General features: G+C 41.9%; 12 protein-coding genes. 7 read left to right on the top strand and 5 right to left on the bottom strand.

Annotated features, from left to right (window positions below):
- Positions 1 to 122 precede the first annotated feature (122 nt).
- From ACW6QP_RS08775 to ACW6QP_RS08785, 3 genes are all read left to right on the top strand, one after another.
- On the top strand, positions 123 to 578 hold the full coding sequence (locus ACW6QP_RS08775; protein WP_457910489.1) for a type I restriction enzyme HsdR N-terminal domain-containing protein: 456 nt from the start codon (positions 123 to 125) through the stop codon (positions 576 to 578).
- Entirely contained in the window at positions 575 to 1579 is a 1005-nt protein-coding gene (locus tag ACW6QP_RS08780; protein WP_457910490.1) for a glycosyltransferase family 2 protein, read from the top strand. The genes ACW6QP_RS08775 and ACW6QP_RS08780 overlap by 4 nt, the downstream gene beginning before the upstream one ends.
- 81 nt (positions 1580 to 1660) lie before the next feature.
- Positions 1661 to 2494 (top strand): OmpA/MotB family protein, encoded by an 834-nt coding sequence (locus ACW6QP_RS08785; RefSeq protein ID WP_457910491.1) that lies wholly within the window; start codon positions 1661 to 1663, stop codon positions 2492 to 2494.
- Between the two features lie 71 nt (positions 2495 to 2565).
- On the opposite strand, the gene ACW6QP_RS08790 is transcribed toward ACW6QP_RS08785, so the two are convergent.
- The 3 genes from ACW6QP_RS08790 to ACW6QP_RS08800 form a co-directional block, all read right to left on the bottom strand.
- The gene (locus ACW6QP_RS08790) at positions 2566 to 3186 is read right to left on the bottom strand and encodes an L-threonylcarbamoyladenylate synthase (protein ID WP_457910492.1); all 621 of its coding nucleotides are present in this window, start codon (positions 3184 to 3186) and stop codon (positions 2566 to 2568) included.
- 105 nt (positions 3187 to 3291) lie between these two features.
- Complete coding sequence (locus ACW6QP_RS08795; RefSeq protein ID WP_457910493.1) at positions 3292 to 3504, bottom strand: DUF2945 domain-containing protein; 213 nt, start codon at positions 3502 to 3504, stop codon at positions 3292 to 3294.
- 69 nt (positions 3505 to 3573) lie between these two features.
- Positions 3574 to 5892 carry an ATP-dependent helicase gene (locus ACW6QP_RS08800; RefSeq protein ID WP_457910494.1) on the bottom strand — a complete coding sequence of 773 codons (2319 nt, stop codon included), beginning with the start codon at positions 5890 to 5892 and terminating at the stop codon, positions 3574 to 3576.
- 149 nt (positions 5893 to 6041) lie between these two features.
- On the opposite strand from ACW6QP_RS08800, the gene ACW6QP_RS08805 reads away from it, so the two are divergent.
- Both ACW6QP_RS08805 and ACW6QP_RS08810 read left to right on the top strand, forming a co-directional pair.
- Positions 6042 to 7322, top strand: a complete 1281-nt coding sequence (locus ACW6QP_RS08805) for an amidohydrolase (RefSeq protein ID WP_457910495.1) — start codon at positions 6042 to 6044, stop codon at positions 7320 to 7322.
- Between the two features lie 121 nt (positions 7323 to 7443).
- On the top strand, positions 7444 to 7965 hold the full coding sequence (locus tag ACW6QP_RS08810) for a DUF7935 family protein (protein ID WP_457910496.1): 522 nt from the start codon (positions 7444 to 7446) through the stop codon (positions 7963 to 7965).
- On the opposite strand, the gene ACW6QP_RS08815 is transcribed toward ACW6QP_RS08810, so the two are convergent.
- Positions 7962 to 8882 (bottom strand): patatin-like phospholipase family protein, encoded by a 921-nt coding sequence (locus ACW6QP_RS08815; RefSeq protein WP_457910497.1) that lies wholly within the window; start codon positions 8880 to 8882, stop codon positions 7962 to 7964. The two genes, ACW6QP_RS08810 and ACW6QP_RS08815, sit on opposite strands and share 4 nt — an antisense overlap.
- A gap of 76 nt (positions 8883 to 8958) precedes the next feature.
- The gene (locus ACW6QP_RS08820; protein ID WP_457910498.1) at positions 8959 to 11073 is read right to left on the bottom strand and encodes a M1 family metallopeptidase; all 2115 of its coding nucleotides are present in this window, start codon (positions 11071 to 11073) and stop codon (positions 8959 to 8961) included.
- Positions 11074 to 11168: 95 nt separating this feature from the next.
- Here ACW6QP_RS08820 and recG point away from each other — a divergent pair, with 95 nt between their 5' ends.
- Positions 11169 to 13268, top strand: a complete 2100-nt coding sequence (recG, locus tag ACW6QP_RS08825; RefSeq protein WP_457910499.1) for an ATP-dependent DNA helicase RecG — start codon at positions 11169 to 11171, stop codon at positions 13266 to 13268.
- A gap of 249 nt (positions 13269 to 13517) precedes the next feature.
- Positions 13518 to 14426 (top strand): hypothetical protein, encoded by a 909-nt coding sequence (locus ACW6QP_RS08830; protein WP_457910500.1) that lies wholly within the window; start codon positions 13518 to 13520, stop codon positions 14424 to 14426.
- Positions 14427 to 14515: the final 89 nt, after the last annotated feature.

Here is a 14515-nt window from a genome sequence, read left to right on the forward strand (position 1 = left end):
AAATTTTTTGATTTTGAAACAGGCTCCAAAACCTCATTTCTCTTTCCGGTATTAGCCCCGAATCTCGATTAAAAAAATTGCGGAAACAACTTCACGCAATTTTCTTTGTTTATTTTTGACCTATGTTAGATTTGAATTTTCCGCCGTACAGGTTTCGCTTCAAAAATAGTGAAAATAAAATAGCCGTATTTGATGAGATCAGGAAAAAATTTGTACTGCTAAGCCCTGAAGAATGGGTGAGACAGCACTGCCTGCAATATCTGCTAAAGGACAAAAACTACCCCAAAAGCCATCTCAATGTTGAAAAACAGCTAAAGCTGGGGAGGTTGACCAAACGCTACGATATTGTGGTGTATAAACCCGATGGAACTATTCATTTAATCGTAGAATGTAAGGCCCCGCATATAAAAATCACCCAGGAGGTATTTGATCAAATCGCCAGATATAATATGAGTCTTAAAGCCGATTATTTAATGCTCACCAACGGATTGGACCACTATTACTGCCAGCTCGATTATAAAGAAGAGAGATATCATTTTTTAGAAAATTTACCAGACTTTAAATCTGAAAGCCTATGAGAGTAGCTATAGTGGTATTGAACTGGAATGGCAGGGCATTGCTGGAAGAATTTCTACCCTCGGTGGTTCGGTATTCCCCAGAAGCCGAGGTCATCGTTGCCGACAATGCCTCTACCGATGATTCGGTAGCCTGGCTTCAGAAGAATTTCTCGCAGGTGCAGATAATTCAAAATGAAAAAAATGCGGGTTACGCGGGAGGATACAACCTGGCTCTGAAAAATTTAGACCAGGATATTTTCATTCTTTTAAATAGTGATGTAGAGGTAACCGGGGGATGGTTATCACCCATCATAAGGATTTTCGAAAGCGATGAAAAGGTGGCTGCCGTACAACCCAAACTTTTAGACTATAAAAATCGGGGATATTTTGAATACGCCGGGGCCGCCGGCGGATTTATAGACAAATTCGGTTATGCTTTTTGCCGGGGCCGTATCTTTGAAAGCCTTGAAAAAGACAACGGCCAGTATAATGAGGATGCTGAAATTTTTTGGGCCAGCGGGGCCTGCCTGGCCATTCGAAAAACCGCATTTTATGAGGCCGGCGGGCTGGATGAGGATTTTTTTGCCCATCAGGAGGAGATCGATCTTTGTTGGCGACTCAAAAATTTGGGCTATAAAATTAAATACTGCGGAAATTCGCGAGTTTACCACCTGGGCGGAGCCACTTTGAGCAATATGAATCCGCAGAAGACTTATTTCAACTTCAGAAACAACCTGTTTTTACTTTTGAAGAACTTACCGGCCAGAAATTTAATTCCGGTAATTTTTGCAAGGATGATTCTTGACGGTTTGGCTGCTTTCCGATTTTTATTCAAGGGACAATTTCCTCATTTCTTCGCCGTTTTTAGAGCGCATATTAGTTTTTACAGCTCTGCTTTGGCAATGTGGAGAAAACGAAAAGGGCTTTCGAAATCAGGCAATTATTACGCAATTCGCTCTATTGTTTTCGCATATTTTCTTCAGCAAAAGAAAGAATTTCGAAAATTAAGGGAGAACTATTAAAACTAATGTTAAAGCCGCTTTTTAACTTTATATTTTTTATATACTTTTGACAAATCTAACATTAATAATTCTAGACAAGTTATGAGAAAAATCATGCTTTTATCGGCTACAGCAGCCCTTTTGCTTTCTTCTTGTGTTTCGCAAAAGAAATATGCTGAACTGGAGCAAAAACAAAGAGAAACCCAGGATCAGTTAAACACAGCTACCGTTAAGCTTAACGCCTGTTTAGACGAGAAAGAAAGTTTAAATAGACAAATTACCACGCTTAATAATACCAACGCGGCTTTATTAAACAACGTGGGAGATTTGGCTACTCTGTCTAAGAAAGAAGCTGAAAACCTTGAGCGTTCTTTAGAGAGCATCAAAGAAAAAGATATGGCCATCACCAGAATGCGTGATGCAATCAACAAAAAAGATTCTGTAACTCTGGCCCTTGTAACCAGCCTTAAAGGTGCACTTGGTAACATGAGTGATGAGGACATCGAGATCAATGTTGAGAAAGGTGTGGTTTACGTTTCTATTTCAGATAAGTTATTATTTGACAGCGGACGTTACAACATTACCAACCGTGCGAAAGAAGTACTTGGTAAAGTTGCTACCGTAGTTAAAAACCGTCCTGAAATTGAGTTTATGGTTGAAGGTCATACCGACGACAAGCCTATCAAAACCGCAATGTTCGAAGACAACTGGGATCTTTCTGTAAAACGTGCTACCTCTGTGGTTCGTGTACTTCAGGAAGAGTACGGTGTAGAGCCTGCTCGTATGACAGCTGCTGGTAGAAGTTACTACATCCCTGTAGCATCTAACGAAACTGCTGAAGGACGTTCTAAGAACAGAAGAACCCGAATTGTAGTTCTTCCTAAGCTAGACCAATTCTACGGGATGATCGAAGAAGGAATGAAATCTGCTCAATAATAGCAGAAACTTATAAAAATTAAAACCCTTTGCGCTCGCAAAGGGTTTTTTTATGCAGTGAACTTAAAATCTCACATAATTTCTATGCTGCCTTTTCCCTCGCGTATTACTTCAGGCTCGGGAGTGGTAAGATCTATTACGGTTGAAGGAATATTATCTCCATATCCCCCGTCTATCACAATATCTACCAGCTTATCCCACTTTTCACGAATCAGCTCGGGATCGGTGGTGTACTCCAAAACCTCATCTTCATCACGTATAGAGGTAGAAACAATCGGATTTCCAAGCCCGGCTACAAGAGCCCGACAAATATTATTGTCAGGGACCCGTATTCCTACAGTACTTTTCTTTTTAAAGACACTTGGCAGATTGCTATTCCCCGGAAGTATAAATGTATAAGGCCCGGGAAGGGTTCGTTTAAGAATCTTAAAAGTAGCGGTATCTATTTGTTTCACGTAATCTGACAGGTTGCTTAAATCTTCACAGATAAATGAGAAATTTGCCTTTTCAAGCTTTACACCTTTAATCTGGGCGATTCGCTCCAAAGCTGCGGTGTTGGTGATATCACAACCCAAACCGTAAACCGTATCGGTTGGATAGATTACCAGACCGCCTTTTTTTAGGCATTCTACTACTTTGTTGATATGTTTTGGTGCGGGATTTTCATCATAGATTTTAACCAGTTCAGCCATAGTTTAGAGAAATTTAATCGGGCTTTATAAGAGGTCACACAAACCGCAATTTTGCAGCCATAGTGTATGCTTAAGCCCTTTGGTTAGCAATTGAATTCATTAATTTTATTCAGATTTTGTGACTTCATCTTCCAGTTTGAGTACCTGGCTTCCGTCTTCCTGTTCAATGAGCAGCACTTTATTACCTTCTTCTCCGTTCCTGGTAATCTCACTGCCATCGATAGTTCTCGTAATTTTGGAGGCAAAGGTTTCTTTCACCTTTCCGTGAGCTGTGCCCCCGCCCCATTTCCATTTCACATTACTTCCTTCTCGTATCATCTTTTAATTCTGAAGATAAAAAGAAAGCCGCATTGCGCGGCTTTCTATAACAGAAGTTTAACGGGAAAATCAGGAAAGCATTTTAAGCTTTGCAAATCTTAAAAGCAGCTTCTTAATTCCCCCATTTTCAAAGTCTATTTCGGCTTTTCGATCCTGGCCGGTTCCCTCAAGGCCCAGAACCTTACCTTTCCCGAAGCGCATATGTTCCACCCGGTCTCCTGCCTGTAATTTGATACCCGTTTCATTAGAAGATGCCGGTTTAGGCGCCGGTTTTAACTTCCTCAACTTTCTTAGCTGCTGCTCGGTGGGTTTGTGCGCCGGCGGCGGATTCCCTTTTGCCGGTTTGGTAGTACGCAATTTACTCTTGTCTACCTCGCCAAATATATCGGTATCTATTAAGGGTTTATACTTATAATCATCCTCCGGAATCATATAATCCTTATACTGGTCATCGATTTCCTCAATAAACCTGCTGGGCTCGGCATCTACCAGTTTGCCCCAGCGATACCGGGATTGCGTATAGGTAAGGAACGCCTGTTTTTCTGCACGGGTTAACGCGACATAGAATAAACGGCGTTCTTCTTCCAGTTCGCTTCGGGTATTCATACTCATCGCCGAAGGAAATAAATCTTCTTCCAGCCCCACTATATAAACATAAGGAAATTCCAAACCTTTGGCCAGGTGAATGGTCATAAGAGCCACCCTGTCGTCATCGCCGGTATCCTTATCCATATCGGTGGCCAGGGCTACATCTTCAAGAAATTCAGCTAAACTTCCATTAGCATCGGCCAGTTCTTTTTGACCTTCCACAAAATCCCTGATCCCGTTTAAAAGCTCCTCGATATTTTCAATTCTCGCAATACCTTCAGGGGTTCCGTCTTTTTTAAGCTCCTGGATAAGACCCGTCTTTTTGGCAACAGTATCGGCCACGGTGAAAGCATCGGCATTTTCGGCTAAAATTGTGAAACTCTTAATCATATTCACAAAATTCATCAGCTTGGTACGGGTCCCCGAATTGATCCCGAGATTGAGCTGATCCATATTTTCGATCACTTCAAAAATGGATCTCCCATATTGATTCGCAGCCACGGTGAGCTTGTCCATCGTGGTTTGACCAATTCCGCGGGCGGGATAATTGATCACGCGTTTTAAAGCCTCTTCATCTTTTGGGTTTATAAGCAAACGTAAATAAGAAAGCACATCTTTAATTTCCTTTCTCTGGTAAAATGAAAGCCCCCCGTAAATTCGATAGGGGATATCACGTTTTCTTAAGGCATCCTCCATCGCCCGGCTTTGGGCGTTGGTTCTATATAAAATGGCAAAATCGCTGTTTTTAAGCTGCTGCTGCATTTTGGTCTCAAAGATAGAACTGGCCACAAAACGCCCTTCTTCCCCATCGGTGAGCAACCTGTTCACCACGATTCTGGGACCGTCTTCATTATCGGTCCACACCACCTTTTCGAGCTTGGTTTTGTTTTTATTGATAATTGAATTTGCAGCATTTACAATGTTTTTAGTAGAACGGTAATTTTGTTCCAGCCTGTACATTTGCACATTATCGTAATCTTTCTGAAAGTTTAAAATATTGTTGATGTTGGCTCCCCTAAAAGCATAGATACTCTGGGCGTCGTCTCCTACCACACAAATATTCTGGAATTTATCTGAAAGCGCCTTCACAATTAAATACTGTGAATGGTTGGTATCCTGATACTCATCTACCAGGATATATTTAAACCGGCTTTGATATTTATGCAGCACATCGGGGAAACGATTAAGCAGCTCGTTGGTTTTAAGAAGCAGATCATCGAAATCCATCGCTCCGGCCTTAAAACAGCGATCTACATATTCCTTGTAAATCTCGCCTAACCTTGGCTTTTTAGCTATTGCATCGGCCTCTTTTAATTCTTCATTCTGAAAATAGGCCTTAACCGTAATAAGACTGTTCTTATAGGAAGAAATTCGGTTGTAAACCTGCTTGTACTTATATACATCTTTATCCAGGCGCATATCCTTGATAATAGCCCGAATTACGCTGTGGGAATCTTGGGTATCGTAGATCGTAAAATTTGAAGGATAGCCCAGTTTATCGGCCTCGAATCTCAAAATTTTCGCGAAGATGGAGTGGAATGTTCCCATCCAGAGATTTTTCGCTTCAGAGTTACCTACAATTTTTGCAATTCGATTCTTCATCTCGCGGGCTGCCTTGTTGGTAAAGGTTAGCGCAAGAATATTAAAGGCATCTACCCCCTGGTGCATCAGGTAAGCAATTCTATAGGTAAGTACCCTGGTCTTTCCTGAACCCGCCCCGGCAATCACAATCAATGCCCCATCTTTCTGCAGAACCGGAGCACGCTGAGCATCATTGAGTTCGGCTAAATAATTTTCCAAATTTCCGTCGATTTTTTAAAGGGGTGAATTTAACCAAAATACAAAGAAATCTAAACCCTGAAGCTCATTCTTTTTAAACAAAAGTCTGTGGTAAAATCGATAAAATCTATAATTTAAATATCTTTAATGCTCATTGCTTAGCTATTACTATGAAAAAAATCTGTCTGGCTGTATTTACTCTAATGAGCTTAAGCCTCACCGCACAGCAAATCGATCCCGAAATAAATGCTGCAGCTGAAAATCTTGAAGAACAGGTAATTTCCTGGAGAAGAGATTTTCACCAAAACCCCGAACTTTCCAACCGGGAATTTAAAACTGCCGAAAAGATTGCGGCCCATCTCGAAAAATTAGGCATAGAAACCCAAACCGGAATCGCCAAAACCGGCGTGGTAGGAATTCTGAAAGGAGATAATCCCGGAAAAACAGTTGCCCTGCGTGCCGATATGGACGCTCTCCCGGTTACCGAGCGAAATGATCTTCCGTTTAAGTCGGAAGTGGTGACCGAATTTTTAGGTACAAAAACCGGGGTGATGCACGCCTGTGGGCACGATACCCACGTCGCTATTTTAATGGGCGTGGCTGAAGTTTTATCTCAACACAAAGATAAGATAAACGGTACGGTGAAATTCATCTTTCAACCAGCCGAGGAAGGTCCGCCGCCGGGCGAAGAGGGCGGTGCCGGTCTTATGATCAAAGAAGGGGTTTTAAAAAATCCCGATGTAGATGCGATTTTTGGCCTGCATATAAATTCTGAAACCCCGGTGGGCACTATTCGCTACAAACCCGAAGGTACTATGGCCGCGGTAGAACGATTCGTGATCAATGTAAAAGGAAAACAAACCCACGGTTCGGCACCCTGGAGCGGGGTCGACCCCATATTGATTTCAGCAAAAATCATAGATGGCTTGCAAACTATTATTAGCCGTAATGCCAAACTGGTAGATGGCGCAGCAGTGATTACCGTGGGAAAAATCACCAGCGGAGTGCGCTTTAATATTATTCCTGAATCTGCCGAAATGATTGGAACCGTGCGCACGCTCGATCCCGATATGAAAGAAATGATCCTGAACAGAATGCGCGAAATGGTGCCTGCCATTGCTGAAGCTTACGGAGGCGAAGCGACGATAGAAATTCAGAATAATACGGCGATCACTTATAATGATCCCGAACTTACCAGCCAAATGCTGCCAACCCTGCAAAAAGTAGCCGGAAAGGATAAGGTAGAATTGGGAAAGGCCACAACCGGAGGTGAAGACTTTTCATTTTTCCAGGAAGAAGTGCCGGGCTTTTATTTTTTCCTTGGCGGACAGCCGTTAGATGCCACAGAACCTGCCCCTCACCACACCCCCGACTTTTACATTGATGAAAGCGGACTCCTGCTGGGCGTAAAAACTATGTCGCAAATCGCATTAGATTATTTAAATCAATAAAGACATCAGAATAAAAATTTTGAGGTGACTTTTATGGCTTGGCAGGAATAAGTAACTTTCGCCAGATTTTGATTTAGTAAGCCAAAGGCTACAAAATCTAGCCTGATTATAAAATTTACAGATGAACCAAATAGATCTTACCGCCCTGCTAACAGCAATTTTACCGGCTTTGGTAATTGGGGCCCTTGCTTATTATTTCTTTAAATCCTTTCTTCAAAACGAACAATATCGCCGCAGTTTTCTGCTGAAAAAAGACAACCAGCGCACCGCTTTACCAATAAGGCTGCAGGCCTACGAGCGAATGGGCTTGTTTCTTGAACGCATTTCTCCAGGGAGTTTGTTATTCCGTGTAAAACCCACCGATGACGACCCACAACTTTTTGCAAGTTTACTTATTCAAACCATAGAACAGGAGTTTGAGCACAACATCGCTCAACAAATTTATTTAAGTCAGGATTGCTGGGATTATATAAAAACAGCAAAAAACGCCACGATCGCGATGATTAGAAAACTCTCCCAAATGGATGAAGTAACCAGCGCCGATAACCTTAGAGAGCAAATTCTGAAGCATTTAATGGATAAGCCCTCTCCTACCGATGCTGCCCTGGCCTTTATGAAAACTGAAGTGCGAAAAAATTTCTAGAAAAGCCCGAAGAACTTACGCTTTTGAGCCTCTAATTGAATGTGTTTTTCACGGGCGTGCTCGAAGCCCTGCTGCCACCACTCGGCCATTAATTTTTTATTAAAAACCAGGCTGTTTTCTGTAAGTTTTGTGGGCGTATAATAGGTATGAAGTTTTACCTTTTTATTGAGTGCGGCTAATTTACCTTCAACAATATCGTGGTATTCAACCTGGTCCAGTAAAAACCCAAAGAGATTGATCATTAGCGAAAATGGGTTTTTCCCCAGCACCTTGTTATGCTCCAGGTTTTCGGCCTCGAGAATTATGGCATCAACTTCTTTCGCTCCTCGTTTTATAGCTTCCCTAATCGGCACTACGCATCCCAAACCACCATCGGCATATTCATAACCATCTTTGGTGGCAAGACTCATAAACGGAATATAATTGCAACTAATCCAAATCCAGTCGCAAAAATCTTCATATTCAAAATCTTTGATCGACTTATACTCCACCCTGTTTTTTGATAAATTCGATACGGTCACCACCACATCTTTTACCTGGGATTTTATCGCTTTAAAATCTTCAGGAGAAAGATTTCGGGCGATGTGTTTTCTAAGGTTTTTGCTTTCCCCAAAGGTGCGTCGCTTCCGCAAAAATTGTTTTACCGTATTTAAATAATTGATGGTCACATATTCGCGGCCATCTTTACGTTTTACCACAAAGGGGTTTACGCTAAAAATTTTACGCTGATTAACATTGGTGTAGATATCATACACCTTATCTATATTTCCGCCGGCAAGATGCGGGATCAAAAGGCTTCCGGTAGATGTGCCCAGGAACAAATCGTATTTTTTGCCCTGCTCCTGAATAAGATACTGGGCTACCCCGCCCGCAAAAGCTCCTTTGCTTCCTCCTCCAGAAATTACCAATGCTCGCATTAAATTATTTTTATTAGTATTAGACGCTATTATTTAGCTTCTCCCGAAAAATAAACAGAATTTTTTAACAGGGTTTTTATTCTCCCAGTTTTTTATCAAGAATTTCTTTCTGCTTTCCTGAAACCTCTTCTTCCAATTGAAAAAAGCGCTGCCTGTATTCTTCCTCTTTTAACAAAGTATCGAGCAATTTCCTGCAAAAATCGCGAAACCTGTAATTATGATGGGTTGCGCCCTGCAATAAATCTTTGAGGTTGTTTGAGGTGAAAGAATTGATTTGATAGAGATAACCAAAGGCATTTTCCCGAATTTCGAAAGGCCAGTGTGCCGCGGTATAACCCGATAGCCGGTTATAAACCTCCTGCTTATTTTCGGGCTCAAATTCAGGGGTGACCAGGTTTAAGGTGAGCCATAACATTTCGATATTCTTATTATAAAATCCTGAAAGACCCCGGGTTTCTTGAAGATATTTCGCCCGGTCTCCGGGGAACTGAAGCCATAAATTGAGCAGCGCAGCTTCACGGGTAAGCCAGGATTCATCGCCAAGCAAAGTCTCATAGGAAGTTTTTAATTCCTGCGGAATTTCATCCATACTGCTGGCAATGGCTTGCCGTACGAATATATTATTGGTTTCGAAGGCCTGTTTATAAAGTTCGATGGCTTCATAGCCGCTTTCTCCCGCCAGTTGAAAAACCACTTCCTGGCCCTTATAATCATTCACGGGAAAGCTTAATTTCTGGCCGAGATAGTCTGATTTTAAGGAAAGTGCAGTTTCCCGCATCGCTGCCAGTTCAAGGTAGGAAGTTATAAACTCAGACTTCTTTAGTGAATTTAAAGCTTCAGTGGCCTGGAATGCGGTTTGCTCCAGCCAATCTTCCCTGAATTCACTTAAATCCTCTCCCGAAGCGGCTTCGGCTTCAGCAATAAAATCTTTGGTGGTGACATTGCTAAAAGAATACTTCAGCAAAAAATTTTTCACCGCTGCCCTAAAGGCATCCCTTCCAATCTTTTCATTGAGAATATGCAGGGCCCAGGCACCTTTTTGATAGTAGGTAAGCGAACTGGCGCTTGTAGCAAGCAGCGGCTGGCCTTTGCCCCTGTCGCTCAATTCTTTTAACTGCTCGGCGGTTTCGTAAAGTTTCCAGTAATAATAATCTGTTCCAAAAATCTCCCGCTCGGCCAAAAGCGCGTAATAAGTTGCAAATCCTTCGTGCAGCCAATGATGTTTGCTTTCGGTTTGAGTGATCAGGTTTCCAAACCATTGATGAGCGAGTTCGTGAGCTTCTACATTCACGTAATTTCGGTCTTTAAACCCGATTTCATCGGTCATTAAAGCCCGGCTGTAGATGGTTGTGGCGGTATTTTCCATCCCGGCATAAAGAAAATCCTGCACCGGGATTTGCCGGTAAACCTGCCAGGGATAGGCAAAACCGATTTCCTTTTCCAGGAAATCAAAAATCTGTTGGCTATGCCGGTAGGTGGCTTCTACTTTGAGCGAATCTTGCGGAATAAAATAATTGTAAATTGGAATTCCCGAAGCCGATCTCAATTTCTGAATTTTATAATCACCGGCGGCCACTGCCAGCAGGTAACTGCTCATAGGCTCCTGCATCTCAAAATTCCAACGCTTTATACTGTCGTTTAGCTGCTCTTCTTTTGCCAACTTCCCGTTAGCCGCCACCTCAAAATTGCTTTTAAAATCTATTTTGAGCTTAAAAATGCTCTTTTGGTTCATATCATCGGAGGTGGGTAGCCAATGCGAGGTATATTTGCCCTGGCCTTGAGTCCACACCTGTTTGGGTTCGGCATCGGGGTGATCCCAGTTAATAAAATACATCGCCTCTTTTGGCCGTGCCGAAAATTGTAAAATCAGTCGATTGTTTTCAGATGGAGTAAACTTATTTTTTATCCATATTCTGCGACCGTCATTTCTAAAATCGGCTGCTTCAGAATTTAAAATCACTTCTGGAAATTCCATTTCCCGGGCGTCCAGGTAAATTGAATCGGTTTCGGATAATATATGGAAATCGTAAACTATTTCGCCTGAAACTATCTTTGCTTCAGGAGAGATATTCACCGAAGCTTCAGCCTTAAAGAAATCGACTAAATGGGTTTGTTTCAGAGAATCTACAACCTGCGCGGTGAGTGTGAATTTCAGCAAAAACAGGCAAAGGAAAGTTAGAAATTTGTTCATTGAGCATACTTACAATTACGAAATTACTAAAATAATTCCTGGCATTGACCGCAGGCCAGGCTTCAAATAAAATCAGTTTTAATATCTTCGTTTCGATGAATCCCAATTTACTTCAAACTCCCATAGATTATCTCAAAGGCGTGGGGCCTAATCGAGCCGATTTACTGCGGAAGGAAATGGGAATTCACACCTACCAGGACCTGCTGAATTTATTTCCAAATCGCTATCTCGACAAAACCAGGTTTTATAAAATCAACGAATTGCAGCAAAATTCGGCTGAAGTGCAGGTAGTGGGAAAAATCGTCGCATTGAGAAGTGTGGCTCAAAAAAAAGGCAGTCGCCTGGTAGCCGATTTCGTAGACGAAACCGGAAAGATGGAGCTGGTATGGTTTAAAGGTCAAAAATGGATTCGGGAAAACTTAAAAATCAACACCCCCTATGTGATTTTCGGAAAAACCAATTGGTTTAACGGCAGTTTTAGTATGCCGCATCCCGAAATGGAACTGGTGGAAGACTACAAAAAACAGCTGCGCACAGCGATGCAGCCCATTTATCCTTCTTCCGAAAAACTGGGGAAATCGGGTATCACAAACAGGGTGGTGAGCAAAATGATTCAGCAAATTTTTATTGAATCTAACGGGAAATTCCTGGAAACCCTGCCCGATGCTTTACGCGAAGATTTAAAACTAATCCCTAAAGCCGAGGCGCTTTTTAATATACATTTTCCGAAGAGCCAGGAGCTATTGGCCAAAGCTCAATACCGGTTAAAATTTGAAGAACTTTTTTACATTCAACTGCAGTTGCTTCAAAAAAATATGCTTCAGAAGCAAAAAATCAAGGGCTTGATTTTTGAAGAAATTGGCGAGAATTTTAACGAATTTTATTCCCGGCATCTACCCTTCGAACTCACCGGTGCACAGAAACGGGTGATCAAAGAAATTCGCAGCGATTTGGGAAGCGGCGCACAAATGAACCGCTTATTGCAGGGAGATGTGGGTTCGGGGAAGACCATAGTAGCGCTAATGTCAATGTTTATCGCACTTGACAACGGATTCCAGGCCTGCTTAATGGCTCCTACTGAAATTTTGTCAGTCCAGCACTATTCCGGACTTTTAGAGTTATGCAAAGACCTCAACACCAGCATAGAACTACTAACGGGCTCAACAAAAACTTCAAAGCGAAGAGAAATCCACGAAAAACTGGAAAATGGCGAGATCGACATCCTAATTGGCACTCACGCCCTGCTGGAAGACAAGGTGAAATTTAAAAATTTAGGCCTTGCGATTATCGATGAACAACACAGATTTGGAGTGGCACAACGGGCAAAATTATGGCGTAAAAATAAAATTCCGCCGCATATTTTGGTGATGACGGCTACCCCTATTCCGCGAACTTTAGCGATGAGTCTTTATGGAGATTTGGACATCTCGGTAATCGACGAATTGCCGCCGGGCAGAAAACCTATTAAAACCGTACATCGCTATGACGCAAACCGCTTAAAGGTTTTTGCTTTTTTGCGGGAAGAAATTGCCAAAGGCAGGCAGGTGTATGTGGTGTATCCTTTAATCCAGGAGTCTGAAAAAATGGACTACAAAGATTTGATGGATGGCTATGAGAGTATCGCCAGGGAATTTCCGCAGTTCCAAATTTCGATCGTGCACGGGCAGATGAAGCCTGAAGACAAAGACTATGAGATGGAGCGTTTTATAAAGGGCGAAACCCAGATTATGGTTGCCACCACGGTCATAGAAGTTGGCGTAAACGTACCCAATGCCAGCGTGATGATAATAGAAAGTGCTGAACGCTTTGGGCTCTCTCAGCTGCATCAACTTAGGGGAAGAGTGGGCCGTGGCGCCGAGCAGAGCTTTTGCATTTTAATGACCGGCCATAAACTCTCTGCCGATAGCAAAACCAGGCTGCAAACTATGACTTCTACAAACGACGGTTTTGAAATCGCCGAAGTAGATTTAAAATTGCGTGGCCCTGGAGATTTAATGGGCACCCAGCAAAGCGGGGTGTTGAATTTAAAAATCGCCGATATTGTTAAGGATAATCAATTGCTGAAAATCGCCCGCCACGAAGCTTCAAAAATTCTAAAAGAAGATCCCGGCCTGGAACTCGAGAAAAACCGGGTTTTAAGATTCACCTATTCTCAACTGGTGAAGCATAAAAATATCTGGAATTATATTAGTTAAGGCTAAAGTCGCCTTATATTCTAGACTTTCTTTCACTACCGGATTTCCCCCGTTTTTGAACTTTTTATTTGTCCGGCCCCCGGCTTTAAAATTGACCGGTTTTTTATGCCGTGCCCAATAAAATCAGAATAATTGAGACGATAATTCAGGTTTTAACAGGAAATTTTCAAGACTTCATACTTATCTCTAAGTGTTGATATACAGCTTTTTATAACGTAAATTTAAGCTTCAACCAAAAACAACAGAATTATGAAAAGAGGTACAATTTTTCACCAGATGTTGAGCTTGTTCCTGTTGCTAAGTTTCAGTGTAGTACTCGCTCAGGATAACAAGGCTCTAAACGATGAGCTTTACAAGACCTATAAAGAAAAAGGCCTTGAACAAACGATGAAAGTTTATAAAGAAAAAGCCAATAAGGAATACGAGGGTTTGCAGGAACCTTTAAATCAACTGGCCTATAAACTAATGATGGAGGATAAAGACCTTGAAGCCGCAGAAAAATTATTTAAAGCGCAAATTGAAGAGTATCCCGATGAGGCCAACCCCTACGATTCCTATGCCGATTTATTATTAGAAAATGGCAACAAGGAAGAAGCTAAAAAACATTTTAAAAAATCGGCAGCCTTAGCTGAGAATATTTCAGATAAAGACGAAAAATTGCAAATGAAGCGAGCCTCGCTTTCCAAGCTGGCAAAACTGGAAAACAGGCATAAAGCTATGGATATTCTTTCCGGGGAATGGGAGGTCACCCAAACCGGCCACAGAGATGGCGTAGCCACCACCCTACCACTTAGCTATAACAGCATTAGTTACCTGCCTGGAGAATCGGTAATGAGAGTGGTTCATAGCCGGGAAAACAACCAGGCCTGCTGTGAGCGAATTGTAGCCTATAATGCTTTGACTCAAAAATATCAAATGGCCTATATCGATGCTGTAAATCCTAACGGAATTGATATTTCTGAAGTAGAATGGAAAGATCTTGGAAACGGAAAGTACGAAATGATTGAACATTATCCTGAAGATGACCAGATAAAACAGGCTAAACATCAAATCTCAAAGACCGATGAAAATAATATCCAATGGAATATTTACCTGCCTAAGGAAGGCAGTAATGACTGGGAACTGGTGAATGAAATGAGATTTAAGCGAAAAGCTTAAAATCTATAAACCAAAGAGGCCGTCTTAAAAGCTATTTTTAGACGGTCTTTTTTTATTCGTGCTTTAGGCAGTTTTACAATGTTATTGTT

The organism is Salegentibacter haimaensis (assembly GCF_054121495.1).

Coding starts and splice junctions, on each gene's coding strand:
- ACW6QP_RS08775 (WP_457910489.1), top strand. CDS start 123: ATGTTAGATTTGAATTTTCCGCCGTACAGGTTTCGCTTCAAAAATAGT.
- recG (WP_457910499.1), top strand. CDS start 11,169: ATGAATCCCAATTTACTTCAAACTCCCATAGATTATCTCAAAGGCGTG.
- ACW6QP_RS08810 (WP_457910496.1), top strand. CDS start 7,444: ATGAACCAAATAGATCTTACCGCCCTGCTAACAGCAATTTTACCGGCT.
- ACW6QP_RS08820 (WP_457910498.1), bottom strand. CDS start 11,073: ATGAACAAATTTCTAACTTTCCTTTGCCTGTTTTTGCTGAAATTCACA.
- ACW6QP_RS08790 (WP_457910492.1), bottom strand. CDS start 3,186: ATGGCTGAACTGGTTAAAATCTATGATGAAAATCCCGCACCAAAACAT.
- ACW6QP_RS08830 (WP_457910500.1), top strand. CDS start 13,518: ATGAAAAGAGGTACAATTTTTCACCAGATGTTGAGCTTGTTCCTGTTG.
- ACW6QP_RS08780 (WP_457910490.1), top strand. CDS start 575: ATGAGAGTAGCTATAGTGGTATTGAACTGGAATGGCAGGGCATTGCTG.
- ACW6QP_RS08795 (WP_457910493.1), bottom strand. CDS start 3,504: ATGATACGAGAAGGAAGTAATGTGAAATGGAAATGGGGCGGGGGCACA.
- ACW6QP_RS08785 (WP_457910491.1), top strand. CDS start 1,661: ATGAGAAAAATCATGCTTTTATCGGCTACAGCAGCCCTTTTGCTTTCT.
- ACW6QP_RS08815 (WP_457910497.1), bottom strand. CDS start 8,882: ATGCGAGCATTGGTAATTTCTGGAGGAGGAAGCAAAGGAGCTTTTGCG.
- ACW6QP_RS08805 (WP_457910495.1), top strand. CDS start 6,042: ATGAAAAAAATCTGTCTGGCTGTATTTACTCTAATGAGCTTAAGCCTC.